Annotated in this window: 11 protein-coding genes; 3 read left to right on the forward strand and 8 right to left on the reverse strand. The window is 34.5% G+C overall.

Translation table 11 applies throughout. The features are described 5' to 3' along the window. Window positions 1–95: 95 nt before the first annotated feature. From V7S79_RS03305 to V7S79_RS03315, 3 genes are read right to left on the reverse strand one after another with little or no spacing between them, the layout of a single operon-like run. On the reverse strand, window positions 96–605 hold the full coding sequence (locus V7S79_RS03305; RefSeq protein WP_459489128.1) for a metallophosphoesterase family protein: 510 nt from the start codon (window positions 603–605) through the stop codon (window positions 96–98). Window positions 606–609: 4 nt separating this feature from the next. Further along, window positions 610–1,605 (reverse strand): zinc dependent phospholipase C family protein, encoded by a 996-nt coding sequence (locus V7S79_RS03310; RefSeq protein WP_459489129.1) that lies wholly within the window; start codon window positions 1,603–1,605, stop codon window positions 610–612. Next, complete coding sequence (locus V7S79_RS03315; RefSeq protein WP_459489130.1) at window positions 1,602–5,624, reverse strand: two-component regulator propeller domain-containing protein; 4,023 nt, start codon at window positions 5,622–5,624, stop codon at window positions 1,602–1,604. The genes V7S79_RS03310 and V7S79_RS03315 overlap by 4 nt, the downstream gene beginning before the upstream one ends. Before the next feature lie 485 nt (window positions 5,625–6,109). Here V7S79_RS03315 and V7S79_RS03320 point away from each other — a divergent pair, with 485 nt between their 5' ends. After that, window positions 6,110–7,138: a GntR family transcriptional regulator gene (locus tag V7S79_RS03320; RefSeq protein ID WP_459489131.1), complete on the forward strand. Its 1,029-nt coding sequence runs from the start codon at window positions 6,110–6,112 to the stop codon at window positions 7,136–7,138. A gap of 47 nt (window positions 7,139–7,185) precedes the next feature. Here the strand turns inward: V7S79_RS03320 and queG are convergent, their stop codons facing one another. Continuing rightward, the gene (gene queG, locus V7S79_RS03325) at window positions 7,186–8,130 is read right to left on the reverse strand and encodes a tRNA epoxyqueuosine(34) reductase QueG (protein WP_459489132.1); all 945 of its coding nucleotides are present in this window, start codon (window positions 8,128–8,130) and stop codon (window positions 7,186–7,188) included. A gap of 550 nt (window positions 8,131–8,680) precedes the next feature. Here queG and V7S79_RS03330 point away from each other — a divergent pair. Further along, complete coding sequence (locus V7S79_RS03330) at window positions 8,681–9,214, forward strand: nucleotide exchange factor GrpE (protein ID WP_459489133.1); 534 nt, start codon at window positions 8,681–8,683, stop codon at window positions 9,212–9,214. A gap of 7 nt (window positions 9,215–9,221) precedes the next feature. Further along, window positions 9,222–10,385 carry a molecular chaperone DnaJ gene (gene dnaJ, locus V7S79_RS03335; protein WP_459489134.1) on the forward strand — a complete coding sequence of 388 codons (1,164 nt, stop codon included), beginning with the start codon at window positions 9,222–9,224 and terminating at the stop codon, window positions 10,383–10,385. A gap of 60 nt (window positions 10,386–10,445) precedes the next feature. On the opposite strand, the gene V7S79_RS03340 is transcribed toward dnaJ, so the two are convergent. From V7S79_RS03340 to pheS, 4 genes are all read right to left on the reverse strand, one after another. Next, window positions 10,446–11,750: a GntT/GntP/DsdX family permease gene (locus tag V7S79_RS03340; RefSeq protein WP_459489135.1), complete on the reverse strand. Its 1,305-nt coding sequence runs from the start codon at window positions 11,748–11,750 to the stop codon at window positions 10,446–10,448. A 24-nt stretch (window positions 11,751–11,774) separates the two neighbouring features. Further along, entirely contained in the window at window positions 11,775–12,890 is a 1,116-nt protein-coding gene (locus V7S79_RS03345) for a DUF6786 family protein (protein ID WP_459489136.1), read from the reverse strand. A 10-nt stretch (window positions 12,891–12,900) separates the two neighbouring features. Further along, the gene (locus V7S79_RS03350) at window positions 12,901–15,873 is read right to left on the reverse strand and encodes a glycosyltransferase family 117 protein (protein WP_459489137.1); all 2,973 of its coding nucleotides are present in this window, start codon (window positions 15,871–15,873) and stop codon (window positions 12,901–12,903) included. A 71-nt stretch (window positions 15,874–15,944) separates the two neighbouring features. After that, window positions 15,945–16,970, reverse strand: coding sequence for a phenylalanine--tRNA ligase subunit alpha (gene pheS / locus V7S79_RS03355; RefSeq protein ID WP_459489138.1), 1,026 nt, complete (start codon window positions 16,968–16,970; stop codon window positions 15,945–15,947). Window position 16,971 lies beyond the last annotated feature (1 nt).

A 16,971-nucleotide genomic window follows, 5' to 3' on the forward strand; every position in this document is an offset into this window, starting at 1 on the left:
ATAAGGTAATAGGTAATAGGTAATAGGTAATAGGTCGTTGCCAAATTTATGAGGAAAAACTGATTTTTTCTCTTTTACCTTTTACATATTACCTCTTACCTATTCTTAACCCTCTCCATATTAATCACTTCCATATCAAAAACCCTTTCTCCGTCAATTTTAAACTGAAGTGCCGTTTGAATGGGATGAAAACCATGTTGGCCGGCTGCGCCTGGATTTAAAAAAAGCATATTTTGACGTTTGGCATCCCGCTTTACTTGCAAAATATGTGAATGTCCACAGATAAATATTTTAGGTAATCCTAAAGACATAGCTTCTAAGCCGTCTGGTTTATAGGAAGATGGCGCGCCACCAATGTGCGTCATCGCAACGGTAACCTCTTCACATCGAAAACGCAAAATTTTAGGATACATCCGGCGGATAATTCCATCATCAATATTTCCATAAACCCCACGAATAGGCTTATTAAATGCAATGAGTTGATCAACCAATTGAATAGACCCCCAATCACCAGCATGCCAAATTTGATCACAATTTTGAATGGGGTCTAACAATCGTTCATCCAAATAACTATGCGTATCCGAAAGCAATAAAATCTTTTGCATGAATTTAGTCGCTCGATTTAGATTGCAAAGAAATCAATTTATGATTTGAAATTAATTGATTGGTTTTCCAAGCTTCTTTTTCTGAATGATAATTCGACAAAATAGCATTTACACCTTCCTCTTTTTTTACCCAATTGGGTGACCCAGCATCTTTCCAAGCAGAATACCAAAAAGAGGCTACTCGATTGCTTGTCAATAACATTCGTTGTTGAATAGATGGAGCTAATTTTTTACCATAAGCTTGAATAAAAGCTTTAGTATAATACTTCATTTTTTTACCGTATTTTTCAACTATTTCATGTTTATTATCGACTCCAATCTCTTTGGTTACATCCTTTTCTGCCTGAAATAATTCAGGTAACATTGCATGCGACTCTAATAAAATTTGAAAAATAAAATCTTGTGAATTTTTAATGTATTCGACTTTGGTTGGAATATATAATTGATAAGTCTTCAATTCCTCTTCAGGAACTAAGCTTTCCCACAAAACGTGTAATCCCTTTTGACCAGTTAATTGTCCATCATGATTTTCCGTGGTGTGCAATGGAACATGAGAATCCGCAATATAATGACCTAAATCGGCGGCATAAAATAACACAGAATCTTTCATTTGGTTTTTAAAAGCATGTACTAATCGACCATACACTCGATTTACTTCCCATGGCACCAATCCTTGTTTTTTCAAACTATCTAAGGTGTATTTTTTTACAGCTGCTTGGAAATCATGGGGAATAGCTGTCCGATAATTAGGCCCAAAAATAGCTGCATCCATATCAAGATAATGTTTACAATCTTCCGTTTTATCGTCTTTTCTTCTAACATCTGGGCGAATGGATTGTTGAACGATATAATCTTGATTTGCATAAAAAAACGTGGCTAAATCATCAGGTAACTGATAAATGGCCACTTGTTGCAAAGTCTTATGGGCAAGGAAACCCCAAGAGGAACACAGTATAGTTATTAATAAAAAAAGGACACCGACTTTTCGTTTATTTTTCATTGTTTGTTGATATTAGATTGAAACTCTTTGGGGGATTTACCATATTGTTTTTTAAAAGCCCTTGTAAAATATGCGGGATCATTGAAACCTACTTGGTAAGCAATTTCTGAAATGTTAAAATCTGAACTTTCTAACTTTGATTTCGCCTCACGCAATCGAATGGAACGAATAAATTCATTGCCTGCAAATGAGGTTAAATTTTTCAATTTTCGATACAATTGCATTTTGCTCATGTCTAAACTCTTTTCTAAATCCTCTACATCAAATTCAGGATTAGACATATTTTCAATGACAATTTGAGTAGCTTTTTGCAACAAAGAATCCTCAAAAACCAAGGCTGAACTTGATGAAAGCTCCTTTTGCACTAATTGTTTTTGCAAGTTTTTCCTTAACCTTTCCTTCGTTTCTAATAACTTCTTAACACGTATCTCTAAAATATCTGCATTAAAAGGTTTACTTACAAAATCATCTGCCCCAGCTTGCATTCCTTCAATTTGACTTTCTTGCGTACTTTTCGAAGTCAAAATTAAAATAGGAATATGATTGGTCTTTGAATTTTGTCTCAAAGCGCGACATAAATTAACTCCACTCATTCCTGGCATCATCCAATCGGTAATCACCACATCAGGTAAATAGGTCATCGCCATTTCCAAAGCTTCCTCTCCTCTTTCCGCTTGTAAAATTTGAAATTTATCTGTAAAAATATCAGCAATAAACTGCCTCATTTCCTCGTGATCGTCAACAATTAGAACAATTTGCTTTTCGATATTTACCTCGCTTGATTTACTTGTTGCTTTAATGACAGGATTTTTTGAAAAAGATGAATCTAGGCTAACAGCTTCCTGAATCCAATCTAATGAAAAATCAGTCGATTGAACAGGAAATGAAATAGTAAAACTACTTCCCTCTCCTAACTTACTTTTTACTTCAATATTACCTTTATGCAACTCAATCAACTCCTTACATAAAGCTAACCCTACTCCCGTACCAACCACTCTAGCGGAATCTGGTATTTGATAGAATCGATCAAAAATATGCGGCAAATGAGCTTCTGCAATTCCTTTTCCAGTATCTATTACAGATATATGTAGTCGACTTATCATTTCCTTTCCTTGGCTATATTCTTTATCCAAAGTGATATTCACCCCAATTTTCCCGTCCTCTGGAGTATGCTTAAAGGCATTGGATAAGAGGTTCGTAACACATTTTTCAACGATGTCGGAATCATAAAACACCAATAAAGAGTTTACTGGAGGCGACCATTTAATTTTTATTTGCTTCTGAAGAGCATAGTTTTCAAAACTTGCAATGATTGAATTCAATTGCACAATGATATCATGTTTAGCAATAGAAGGATTTTGTTTTCCAGATTCAATTTTTGATAAATCTAATAATTGATTAATTAGATGTAACAATTTTTGAGCATTTTGATAAACCGACTGAAGCTTAGATTTTTGTTCTTTATTGATACTTGAGTTGGATAAAAAATATTTCTCTATGGGACTTATAATCAAGGTCAATGGAGTACGAAGTTCATGGGAGATATTGGTAAAAAAATGAGTTTTAACTTGTTCCAACTCCCTAATTCTTTCTTTTTCAATTTCCTTCAAACGCAAATCGGTTTTGAATTTTTCACGAATTTGAATTTCACGAATAAATGCAATAACGATTAAAATGGAGGAAATTAAATACAAACCATAGGCCCACCAAGTTTTATACCAAGGTGGTAACACGGTTATAATCAATTCAAAGGGTTTTTCAGACCATACTCCATCTGAATTGGTCGCTTTAACTTTAAAAACATAATCGCCAGGACTTAAATTGGTATAAGAAGCAGTCCTTTGAGTACCTACATAATTCCAATCTTTTTCTAGTCCCTCCAAATAATAAGCATATCGATTATTTTTAGGTCTTTGGTATTCTAAAGCCACAAAATCGATGGAAAAAACGGAATATTCAGGTTGTAAATAAAGGTGTTTGGTATAGATGATGTCCTCAATCAAAGGGGAATTATTTTCTCCCGCTTTTACCGGATTGTTGAATATTTTCAAGGAGGTAAGAATGACTGGCGGAACTTCTAACTTCATTCTAAGACTATCGGCCTTAATAAAATTCAATCCATTAACCCCTCCAAAAAACAACCAATCTTGATTATTGGAGCAAATTGCATTGGATAAAAACTCTTTTCCTTGTAAACCATCTGATTCATCAAAATTGATAAATTTAAATGTTTTGGGATCCATTTTGGAAATACCTCCATTCGTACTAATCCATAAAAAACCTCTGCTATCTTCTTTGATGGCTCGCATAGTATTACTAGGAAGCCCATCTGCCACCGTAAATACCCGAAATCCTTTACCTTCACCTAAATACAAATGCAAACCTCCTCCATTAGTTAACACCCAAATTCGATGTTTTTTATCTTGGTAAATAGAAGTAACATGACTGTAACGAAGACTATTTGTGGAATTATTTTTTATCAAATGTTGAATTTTCCCCGTTGGAATGTCATAAATGTAGATTCCTGCTACTTGAGTTGCTACCCAAATTTGCTGTTCTTTGGTAATCGTAATGTTGTCAATTCCAATATTATGAAATAATTGAGGGCCTAAACCTGGGTAGGGCAAAAAATATTTTTTGGTAGATAAATCGAATCCGATAACCCCCATACCAGAGGTTCCCAATAAAAAGCGATTATCTTGTTTTACGAGTGCTGTTAAATTCGCAGCATAGGAATCCAGTTTATAAGGATAGGTTTTCAATTGACGATTAGGAGTTAATTCAATTAATCCTTTTTGCCAAATCGCGGCCCAAAGTCCTCCATCTTTGGTTGGATAAATTAGTTTAACATCAAAATCGCTGATAGAATTTAATTTATTAACACTTGCATTATTGATTACATGCTCAATTTTGCCCGTTTTAAATTTAAAATAGGATAAACCCACATTACTCCCAACCCAGACACCATCATTATCTGCTGTTCCTAATGTGGTAACTTTATTGGCTAATAATCCTTGAACGGTATTTGGCTTATATCGTAACAATGAAAAACGAGGTTTTTGACTATACTGAATATTTAGTCCAGCTTCCCAGGTTCCAATCCAGACATTTGAATTTGAATCTAAAAACAAACTAGTTACTGCATAAGCACTGATGCCTAAATCTGGATCAGGATTAGAAGGAATGTATTTATATTTTGAAAAATTTTCACCTTCTAATATATAAAGTCCATTATCAGTGCCAATCCAAAGATTTTTGGAGGCATCTTTGATGATACTTGTTACATTGTTTTCTCTGGAACTAGCCTTTTGGGAATTATAAAAAACACTTTTAAAGGACTGATTTTGAACATCGAATCGAAATAAACCTCGGCCTTCGGTTCCTACCAAAATATCTCCATTGGAAGTTTCATAAATGACCCTTACACGAAAGTTCAAAGCGGAATTTTTTTGTCCAAAATGGAAAGGCATGTAAGAGCGATTACCTGTTTTTAATATCAACTTACCGTCCATTGTTCCCATCCAAACTGAACCTTTGGAATGTTTAAACAAACGAACGACCTCCTTCATGGCTGGAGTTTTTGTATCAGATTCTTCTTTGATCATCGAATTTGTCCGAATATCAAAAACCAAAACACCATAACCTTGAGCAGCCACACAAACGCGATGATTCCCAAGATTTAAAATAGAAGGAATGGAAATATTGGATAGATCTTCATTGTTCGGTCCTTTGCTTATTCGAATTACTCTTCCAGTTTTGATTTCAATTTTATTCAAACCTGAAGATCTTGTTCCGACCCATAAATCACCCACTTCATCCTCCGTTACGCTAAAAATACCACTATCGCTCAGGGATGTTTTATCACTAGGATTATTTCGATATACTTCAAAAGTATAACCATCATAACGATTCAAACCATCTGCCGTGGCAAACCATAGAAAGCCATTTTTATCTTGAATGATTTTGTGAATGGTATTTTGGGATAAGCCAGATGCAGTTGTCAAACGCTCAAATCTCATGCCAGCATTTTGTGCAAACACAGAATTTGAACTTAGAAAAAATAAAAAGACAAGAAGCTTTTTAAAGACAAATTTCAAAATACAATTAGGCTAAAAAATGAGAAAGTAAATTTAGTTATTAGTTGTTAGTTATTGTTTGTTAGGCGAAAGGTTTTTTTTGAAGAGACGCACGGCCGTGCGTCTACATTTTTAATTCACGCAAAATTAAAACACAAAGGCACAACGTATTTCACCATTATACGCAATTATACGCACGGCCGTGCGTATCTACATTAATTCTATTACCTCTTACCTTTTACCTCACACCTCTTCCTTTTCTTTGCACATTTCTTTCAAATCCAGCTTTTGCAACAAATATCCTAACAAATGAAAGATTTATCCAAGAGTAGCAAAGTGTAGCAGAGTAAATTTGTGTCAATGAATTATTGTACGGTTCTATTTTAAATAAGTAGCTAAACTCTGAAAAATATAAAAGTATTATCAAAATGATAAAATCTTTCAATTCCATTTCAGTTAAAGTAACAGACAACAAGTTGCCCAAATATCAGCAATTAATTAAATCTCTATTGCAGGATATTGAAATGGGTGAATTAAAACCTGGTGAACGTTTACCTTCCATCAATGAGGCTTCTGAAGAATGTTATTTATCCAGAGATACTGTTGAGCGGGCTTATACAGAATTACATCGCATGGGGGTCATTACCTCTATATTTAGAAAAGGTTATTTCATTTCAGATTCAAAAGCCAACATTAAATCAAAGGTTCTTTTTTTAGTAGGTAAAATCACAGAATCAAATACTCAAATTTTCAATGCTTTACTAGAATCATTGGGAAAAAATACAGTCGTTGACATTTTTTGTTATCAATATAAATCAAAAAATTTCCAAGAAATCATTAATCAACAATTAGGCAATTACCATCATTACGTAATTATGCCACATTTAATTGATGAAGATGAAGAAACCATTAAGGTTTTAAAGAAAATAGCTGGAGATAGATTAATACTACTAGATTCGAATTTCAAATGCTTACAAAACAATCATTCAAGCATTGTTTATAAAGACAAGACACACATACAAAAGATTTTATTGCCCCACCTAAACCTGTTTAATAAGTACAGTGGTTTTAATTTAGTTTTAACGGAAGAAGATTATTTCGATGCTAATTTAATCACTGGTTGCAGAGAATTCTGCGAGTCCATAGCTATGGAATTCCAAGTATTAGATGGTTTGGATGAAGATGATATCAAGTCAGGTGAAATTTATTTCACATTGAATGATCAAGATCTCGTTCAAGCCATCAAATATGCGGACAAAAAACAATTTATCATTGGTCAACAAGTTGGATTACTGTCATTTAATGACTCCCCTCTGAAAGAAATTTTAAGTGGTGGAATTAGTGTCATTTCTGACAAATCCTCACATATAGGTGCTTTTACTGCTCAAATAATAAAAGAAAATTCAAAATCTACTCAAGAAATTGAGCTAGAATTGATTTTAAGACAATCACTTTAGGGTTTAATTTGCTTAAACGAGCCGTGAATTTTCATGGCTCGTTTTTTTTATGAACGAAAATTCGCCTTGTCAGACAATACTTTACTGATATTTCTTCTTATACCCGCCAATTTTGTTCTTTTGATCGCCGAATATTCAAACAAATTTTTAAATAATTCCTCTGATAAGTCTTGCCAATCATGGTAAGTCAAATCGAGTAACTTTTGATTGGGTAAAAACCTTGCTTCTTGATGTGCTTTGGAAAAACGATTCCATGGACAAACATCTTGACAAATATCACAACCGAAAATCCAATCTTTGAAATCCGCTTGAATATCAATGGGCATATTTTCCTTTAATTCAATGGTAAAATAACTTATGCATTTTGAACCATCTACTTGATAAGGCGTAATTGCCTCTGTGGGACAAGCATCTATACAGCGCGTACAAGTACCACAAAAATCTTTAATTGGCCCATCAGGCTCAGCTTTTAAGTCAATTAATAATTCCGAAATAAAATAAAAACTCCCGTTTTTAGGAATGATCAAATTAGCATTTTTTCCAATCCATCCCAAACCCGACTTTTCAGCCCAAGCTTTTTCAAGAACTGGAGCGGAATCGACAAACATTCTACCTGAAAAATCTCCTAAATCAATTAATAGAACATCCCAAAGTTCTTTCATTTTATCTTTTATTACCCGATGATAATCTTCTCCCAAAGCATATTTGGAAACGTTAAATCCATCTTTCAATGGCAAATATGAAGAATCTGGGTAATAATTATAAACCAAGGAAACAACCGATTGGCAACCTTCGACTAACAACCTTGGGTCTAAACGCTTGTCAAAATGATTCGCCATATAAGCCATTTCACCATGTTGATGATGATTCAACCAATGCTCTAATCTCGGCGCTTCTTTTTCCAAAAAACCAGCTTCAGAGATACCACAAAACGCGAATCCAAATTCTTGGGCTCTCTGTTTTATGACCTGTGAAATTTGCTTTGGAGTCATTGAAAATGCAATTCTGACAAAATTGTAAAACGCAAAAATAACATATTTAATGCGAATTAAGGGTTAAAAACTAAAATTCCGGATCCTTTTCAAAAATTGTGGCTAAATCAAATTTAATTATCTTTTTTCTAGCCAACAATGCAATTTTCTGGCTAATTCTTTTTCTACGGTATTTCTTTTTTTGAAAAAAAAGAAACAAAAAAACTTTTTTATTACAAGTTAATCCAAGACGAATCAGCCTGTCGGCTGACCGATTTTAGCTTCGCTCTCGGCTATTTTCTTTGACCCTGACGCACATCACACATGCGCATTGTCAAAGCTCCGCCTACCGCTACGTTCAAATCTTTCGTTGGGATTAACCAAAAGTTCATTGATGAGTTTGAAAAAAGAAGAAATAGTGTTGGCTGAGCGGAGCCGAAGCCAAAAGCGGTAATTAGAGAAATGAAAATCAGATATTTTGACTCTTAATTCGCATTATTATGTCAAACTGTCAGAAAATTGTTTTTGGCGCTGAATTTGTGTTACGGATAAGCCTTATTAATTTTGCCTTATGAAAAAGAAAGAAAATACGAGCGTAAAGGACGAAGAAATTAAAAATGATTCTCAAAACCCTGAAGAATCAACAGAAAACACTTCATCAGAAAACAATGCAAATGAAACTCCAGTGGATGAGTTAGCAGATATGAAAGAAAAATATCTTCGATTGTATTCTGACTTTGAAAATTTCAGAAAAAGAACAGCTAAAGAAAAAATTGAATTGATTCAAACAGCTTCTGAAGGTGTTATCAAAGAACTTTTACCTGCATTAGACAATTATGAAAGAGCCTTGGCCAATGCGCCAGAAGGTGAAATTTCGGAAGGCATACAATTGATTTTCTCACAAATTACATCTGCATTGCAAGCAAAAGGCTTAAAAGAATTAGAAGCTAAAGGTGAAATATTTGATGCCGATTTACATGACTGCATCACTCAATTCCAAGCTCCAACGGAAGCAGACAAAGGAAAAGTGATTGAAGTAATCGAGAAAGGATATAAACTAAATGAAAAAGTAATCCGCTATGCAAAAGTGGTGGTAGGAAATTAATATAAAAATGGCTCAAAAAAGGGATTATTACGAAGTATTAGGAGTATCAAAATCAGCTTCAGAAGAGGAAATAAAGAAGGCCTATCGAAAGTTGGCCATCAAATACCATCCGGATAAAAATCCAGATAACAAAGAAGCCGAGGATAAATTCAAAGAAGCTGCAGAGGCCTATGAGGTATTGAGTAATGCTCAAAAGAAAGCTCAATATGACCGTTTCGGACATGCGGGAATGGGTGGTGCTGCTGGCGGAGGTGGTTTCAGTGGTCAAGGTATGAACATGGAAGATATCTTCTCTAACTTTGGAGATATTTTCGGTGACGAAAGTCCATTTGGCAATATGTTTGGAGGTGGAGGTCGTTCAGGTGGTGGAAGAAGGCAAAGAAAAGGAACAGATTTAAGAATTAAACTTAAATTAAACCTGGAAGAAATAGCCAATGGTGTTGAAAAGAAAATCAAAGTAAAACGCCATGTAGCTTGTAAAACATGTTCTGGAAATGGTTCCAAAAACGGAACAGATCTGAAAACCTGTGGCACTTGTCAAGGTTCTGGACAGGTTCGAAGAGTACAGCAAACCATGCTTGGACAAATGGTTACTTCATCGACATGTCCAACATGTAACGGAGAAGGAAAGAGTGTAGGTGCCAAATGTGATGCTTGTTTTGGAGAAGGTAGAGTATTAGAAGAAGAAATCATCCCAATCAAAATTCCAGCAGGTGTATCCAATGATATGCAATTATCCATGTCTGGTAAAGGAAATGTTCCTCCAAGAGGTGGAATTGCAGGAGACCTTTTAATTGTTATTGAAGAAGAAGAACATGAAGTTTTGCACAGAGATGGCAACAATGTCATTTTTGATTTATACATCAGTTTTGTCGATGCAGCACTTGGGACATCTGTAGAAGTTCCAACCATTGGTGGAAAAGCAAAAATAACCATAGAAGCAGGAACACAAAGTGGTAAAATCCTAAGATTAAAGGGTAAAGGAATCAAAGAATTGAATGGTTATCATACGGGGGATCAATTGGTACACGTTAATATTTGGACACCAAAGACTGTATCAAAAGAAGAAACTGAAATTCTAGAAAAATTAAGAGATTCACCAAATTTTGCTCCGCAACCAGGAAAATCTGAAAAAGGATTTTTCCATAAAGTAAGAGATATGTTTAGTTAGGATATCTAAACAAAAATTTCACAGCGTTTTTCAATCAATGATTGGGAAACGCTGTTTTATTTAAAATAAAATACATTCCAAAGTCAAAACTCCTAATAATCCCGTAATGGAAACTAAGGTATCCATTGTGGTCCATGAGCGCAAAGTATCCTTCAAATTCAATTGAAAATACTCTCTAAAAAGCCAGAAACCCGTATCATTAACATGGGAAAACATCATACTTCCCGCTCCCAAGGCCAAGACCAACAAATTAGGATCAGCATGGGATTGTACCAATAACACTTTCATAAACCCTGCAGCTGTAATTCCCGCTACTGTAGAAGAACCTACACATACGCGGATAATCGCCGCCATACTCCATCCTAAAAAATAAATATTGAAAGATGATTGCCCGAGCGCAGTAGCAATATATTGACTTACACCCCCTACAACCAAAATTTGTTTCAATGCTCCTGCACCAGCGAAAATCAACATAATGCCTGCAACATCTTTAATTGCATCAGCAGCGTATTGAGTTAATATCGACTTATCAAATCCTTTAAGCAATAAAATCAACCATGTCGTAAGTAAAGCAATTAATAAGGAAAAAACGGGATTACTTAAATATTCAGATAATAATGGAAATATCGTTTGGCAAAAAGTCCCAAAACTTAATAATAAAATGGGTAATAAAATCAGGAAATAACTTAATGAAACCGAAACTGAAAAATCTGAATGGTGTTTTGTTGAATCCTCATAAATGAAAGATTGATTCGGTTCCGTAAGAATGTTTTTAGTAGTGCGACCAAAGAGTAAACCAGAAATTAAAATGGCAGGAATAGCGATAATGATTCCATAGAACAAAGTTTTCCCAAAATCAGCACCAAATTCTTGCATGATAGCTAAAGGAGCAGGATGAGGAGGTAAATAGCCTTGAGTAACCGTCAAAGATGCTAACATGGGTAATGCTAAAAAGGTAGCAGGCTGTTTTAATTTAGCGGAAGCTGTAATGACCAAGGGCGCCAATAACATAAAAGCAACCGAGTAAAACAATGGTAAACCCACTAGAAAACCAGCAATCATAAAGGCGACACGGGCAAAATTAGGTCCTGAAAACTTCAACAATGAAGAAGTAACGTTCTGAGCTGCACCACTCAATCCGATCCATTTCCCTAAGATAGAACCAAAAGCGAGAATAGCAGCGATACTGCCCATTGTACTAGATATACCATACTGTACCGCTTTAAACAAATTGGATGCAGTCAATCCAAAAGCTAAACCAGCTAAAATACTAACAGCCAAAAATGCTGCAAATGGGGGAATTTTCAAATAGGTTAAGGCCACAACTAGACCCACGATGGCAATTAAAGTGACTAGAATAAGCATAATAAGATTAAATAGGTTTAATTATTAATCAAAAATATGTTTTGCCACGGTCAAATCCACCCCTAAAACAGACTTTGATATGTCATTTAATTGATTGAAATCACCTTGAAAATGATAAGTTCTCTGTGTATGTGCAAGACTTTCTCCTATCTTTAATTCCTTAGCAGGAGAAGAACTTTCTAATTCATAAAATTGTCCCATTTGAGTACCTAAATCATTTTTACCATCGTTATAGGCATTTAAAACATCCCCTTTAAAAGGTTCTTTTTGTATTTCCCACATAGAATTTACATATTCCTGATGGTCTTGGTAGTCAAATTGAATAAGAGTAAAAATTCCATTTTTAGCATCAAAAGACCCAGCCAATGGAATCAAAGCTTCAGGTGCAATCCCTAACTTCCCACGAGAATTTGCATCCGCTTTGAAATACAAAATTCCATCCTTTTTCTTTAAACGATTCGTATCAATTTTGCCAAAATAAGCATCATTGATAAATGCTTCTTGACCCATTTTATAAGGAATTAAAATGGTATTTTGATCAGAAGCTTTCAGCATTCCCAATAACCAAATAGATAATAGGCCATTTTCTTTTTTCCAATCTTGTTCACCAATATTGGTTAAATAATTTTCGGTTTGATAAGCAACCCAATGGATGTTTGATAAAGAGATATCCAACTTTTTTTCAACTTGATCACTGCCTAACAATGAAATTTTCCTAACAATTTTAGCTTTAAAATTGGTATTCGAAAAATTACTAATTGAAAAATCTTTTTCGAAAGTAATACTATTAATCTCTTTATTTACGACAGGATAATTTTCCGAATCAATGATACTTGGCGTTTGCCAATTAGCAAACTCAAATGAATCTCCTGATTTAAAATAAATACTGTATTGTCCACCTTCTGGCCCCATCCAAAAACGTTCTTCTCCTCCATAGGCATTCATGTGGGGTGTTTTTTCACCGGATTGAATTAAATCATGGTTTATCCAGCCATAACTGAATCCATTCATTCCTTGTGAAGAACTTGTCATCACACGACCTTGATAATCACCACAAACGAGAACAATCCTAGGACCATCTTGTAATAAAATGGTACTAGGATTGTTTTTTAATAATTCAAAATCGTCGATAAACATCATTCAATTATGTCTAATTCGTTTTACTCATTTGCTTTTCAAACAAAGCTTCCAATTCTTGATATTTCGTTGGAGCCACTTTGGATTCTTTCAAAGTAGAAACGATCACATTCATTTCATATAATGCAATTTGAATATCTCTTTCATGGCTACGAATTCCCTCAGAAAAATAATAATCGCAAGCTTTTGAATCGCGTTTCACCATGATATTAGCAATATCCAAGGCTTTTTTCTCATCATTTAATTCCAAATATAAACCTACCATACTAGCAGTAAATTGGTCATAAGGGATTACTTTATTAGGCATTACTTTATCTAAATGATCCAAGACCTTTTTTGCCAAAGGTTTATTTCCTTCACGGATTAATTGATCAGCCAAACGATACGTATTTAAACGAGCAGTTACACTTGGAATTCCTAAATAAAAATCGCCGTGATAATATATTTTTTCGTTGTCCAAACCTCTCCAATACATTTTATTCAACATATTGTCGGCCATAATTTTAGAATTCACAAAACCATCCTTGGCACCGTTGATTTTAAATGGCATCAATCTAAAGGCATAACCTTCCAATTGCATACTCTCTTTCAAACCTAAATATTGATCATTTGGTAAGGTCGACGCAAAATAAATAGGACGCTTCCAACCATCTAAAGCATTATTAGAGATAATTTCTAATTGAATCAATTCACCTTTAAAAATATTTTTTGCAGGCAATTTCCATCCCAAGCGATCTGATAAAAAAGGAACAAATTCTTTAGGAAACCATTTGCTCGTAGCAATTTCCGCTGCATTAATTGGTAAAACCAAAGAATCAGACGGGAATGTATTGATACTTTCTCCTGATTGCGTTTGAGCTTGAATACGGGAATCATTATTACGAACCAATTCCAAATAATCAGGTAAAGACATCGCTTTAATCGCATCATTTCCATTGAACATAATTTGATCGTTGATACCTTCTAAGAATAAATCTTTGTTCAACTTAATAGGCAATGGATCGGAAAGATACGTTTTACGCTTCATTTGATCGATGTACCAATCTGTACCTAAAAGCGACAAATTACATACGCGAACATCCGTTCTGAATCCTTCCACCTCTTGCAAATACCACAAAGGGAATGTATCATTATCTCCTCCCGTAAATAATATGGCATTAGGTGCACAACTATTCAATAAGTTCTTTGCAAAGTCAATTTGGTGATATCTTCCACTTCGGTCATGATCATCCCAGTTTTGCTGAGCTAAGATCGCTGGAGCAGAAAAACCTAAAACAATTAATAAAGCCCATTTAACAGATCCATTTTTAACAATTTTACTCAACCAATCTGCCAATTGGAATACACCCAATCCAGCCCAAATAGCCATAAAATAAAAAGATCCCACATAAATATAATCTCTTTCTCTAGGTTCAACTGGTGGCGAATTCAGATATACCACCAAAGCTAAACCTGTGAGTAAAAACATCAAAATGGTAACTAAAAAATCTTTTTCATTTTTGGAATAAAGTAAATAGAATCCCAATAATACTAGCAAAATAGGAAGGAAATAATAATTATTTCTTGCCTTATTATTAGCAATGGCATCTGGCAAAGTAGATTTATCTTCAAAGGTATTAATTGCCCAAGCATCTTGAAAATCGCTTTCTCGCCCTACAAAATTCCATAATAAATAACGCATATACATGTGACCCATTTGATGCGTAAACATGAATCGTAAATTATCACTAAAACTAGGTTTTTGTCCTGGTGGAATTCCTAGCATTTCCTGATACAAGGCTACGTGCTGAGGTGAATTGCTATATACACGCGGGAACAACATTTGTTGATCCTTTTGGTACACATACTCTGGCTTATACGTATACACTTCGTATTTACCATCTTTCATTTTGTAAACAGGCTCACCTTGTTTAAATTCTTCTATTTGAGCCGTATATACAGGACCGTATACCAATGAACGCTCTCCATATTGTTCTCTTTTTAAATACTTCAAGAAGTTCAAAATATTACTTGGATCATTCTCATTGATGGGTGGATTATAACCAGAACGTACCAAAGCAACTGTATAAGTTGAATATCCAATCAATAAAAAGACCAAAGAATACATGGCCACGTTCAATATTTCATTGCCCTTTTTAACCGAATAACGAATGCCAAATATGATACCTCCTACCAATAAAAGTAAGAAAAATATCGCTCCACTTCCGTAGCTAAATCCTAGGGAATTAACAAAAAACAATTCTAATTTGAACGCCAAAGAAGGAAAACCGGGAATGATTCCTGAGTTAACAATTCCTAATATGACCAAACCAATAAACATGGCGAAGAATCCACCTTTGTAGGTTGGTTTATTTTCTCTTTTAAAATAATACAATAAAGCCAAGGCTGGTAATGTAACCAAATTCAATAAATGGACTCCAATCGACAATCCAATCAAATAAGCGATAAACAAAATCCAACGATTAGCTTCTGCCCTATTTTCGACCAATTCCCAACGGAACGCTGCCCAAACTACAATAGCTGTAAAAAAGGATGACATTGCATAAACTTCTGCTTCTACAGCAGAGAACCAGAATGTATCTGAAAATGCATAAACCAAAGCACCTACTGCACCTGATAAAAGTAAAATGATACTTTGATCTTTGGATAACTCATTAAATGGCTTATTGATAACTTTTCTACCAATCATTACGATAGTCCAATGCAAAAACAAAATAGTAAATGCACTTGTCACCACCGAAAGCATATTAACCCAATATGCAACTTTGGTAACATCTCCTAAAGCCAATAATGAAAATACTCTTCCTAACAATAAGAATAAAGGAGCCCCTGGAGGATGTGGAACTTGTAATTTATAAGAACAAGCAATAAACTCACTACAATCCCAAAATGAGGCAGTAGGTTCAACGGTTAAGGTATAAGTGATTAAGGATACTAAAAAAACAATCCAACCGACCAGGTTGTTTACTTGTTTGAAATTCTGCATATTGTTCAATTTTAAAAAATCTAAATTAGCTGATGAAAAGAAATTATCCTTTCTAATTTTGTTAATAATCGTTAATTGAATTGTCTTAAAAATCGAACATCATTTTCAGTAAACAAACGAAGATCTTTAATTTGGTACTTTAACATTGTAATACGTTCAATTCCCATACCAAAGGCAAATCCTGTATATTCTTTAGAATCGATTCCCACATTTTCCAATACATTCGGATCAACCATTCCAGAACCTGCAATTTCCACCCAACCTGTATGCTTACATACATTACATCCGTCTCCTTTGCAAATTAAACAAGTAATATCCATCTCTGCGCTTGGTTCAGTAAAAGGAAAATAAGATGGTCTGAAACGAACTTTTGTATCTTTCCCAAACATTTCTTTGGAGAAATGATACAATGAATCTTTCAAATCCTTAAAACTTACTTTTTTATCCACATATAAGCCTTCCACTTGATGAAATAAACAATGTGCACGAGCTGAGATGGCCTCATTTCGATAAACTCTACCTGGCATAATCGAGCGAATCGGAGGCTTAGAATGCTGCATCAAACGAATTTGAACATTGGAAGTATGTGTTCTTAATAAAACATCATCTTGAATTTCGCCTTGTCCCTTTTCAATAAAAAAAGTATCCTGCATTTCTCTAGCAGGGTGATTAGCTGGAAAATTCAAAGCGGTGAAATTGTAAAAATCGGTTTCTATTTCAGGTCCATCTGAAACAGAAAAACCCATTCGATTAAAAATTTCTAAAATTCTAGCACGAACAATAGTCAAAGGATGTAAAGATCCTTGTGAAATAGGTCCAGATAGAGTCAAATCCGATGGAATTTGGTAATTAACTTGACTCGCTGCAAATTGCTCTTGAAAAGTGGTAAACTTCGTTTCAGCTAAATTTTTCAGCTGATTCAATGCTTGTCCAACTTCTCTACGATCTTCAGCAGCTACATTTTTTAATTCGTCAAATAAACTGGCTAAACGACCTTTTCTACCGACAAATTGAATTCTAAACGACTCTAATTCTGATTCATTGGAAATAGAAAACAACTCTACTTCTGCTTGAATCGATGCTATTTGTTCTTTCATT

It is taken from the genome of Aquirufa sp. ROCK-SH2 (assembly GCF_054558315.1).

What these genes read in the sequence shown, in the direction of transcription:
- V7S79_RS03350 (WP_459489137.1), bottom strand. Translation starts at nt 15,873, where the DNA reads ATGCAGAATTTCAAACAAGTAAACAACCTGGTCGGTTGGATTGTTTTT.
- V7S79_RS03310 (WP_459489129.1), bottom strand. Translation starts at nt 1,605, where the DNA reads ATGAAAAATAAACGAAAAGTCGGTGTCCTTTTTTTATTAATAACTATA.
- V7S79_RS03315 (WP_459489130.1), bottom strand. Translation starts at nt 5,624, where the DNA reads ATGAGATTTGAGCGTTTGACAACTGCATCTGGCTTATCCCAAAATACC.
- queG (WP_459489132.1), bottom strand. Translation starts at nt 8,130, where the DNA reads ATGACTCCAAAGCAAATTTCACAGGTCATAAAACAGAGAGCCCAAGAA.
- V7S79_RS03330 (WP_459489133.1), top strand. Translation starts at nt 8,681, where the DNA reads ATGAAAAAGAAAGAAAATACGAGCGTAAAGGACGAAGAAATTAAAAAT.
- V7S79_RS03305 (WP_459489128.1), bottom strand. Translation starts at nt 605, where the DNA reads ATGCAAAAGATTTTATTGCTTTCGGATACGCATAGTTATTTGGATGAA.
- V7S79_RS03345 (WP_459489136.1), bottom strand. Translation starts at nt 12,890, where the DNA reads ATGATGTTTATCGACGATTTTGAATTATTAAAAAACAATCCTAGTACC.
- pheS (WP_459489138.1), bottom strand. Translation starts at nt 16,970, where the DNA reads ATGAAAGAACAAATAGCATCGATTCAAGCAGAAGTAGAGTTGTTTTCT.
- V7S79_RS03340 (WP_459489135.1), bottom strand. Translation starts at nt 11,750, where the DNA reads ATGCTTATTCTAGTCACTTTAATTGCCATCGTGGGTCTAGTTGTGGCC.
- dnaJ (WP_459489134.1), top strand. Translation starts at nt 9,222, where the DNA reads ATGGCTCAAAAAAGGGATTATTACGAAGTATTAGGAGTATCAAAATCA.
- V7S79_RS03320 (WP_459489131.1), top strand. Translation starts at nt 6,110, where the DNA reads ATGATAAAATCTTTCAATTCCATTTCAGTTAAAGTAACAGACAACAAG.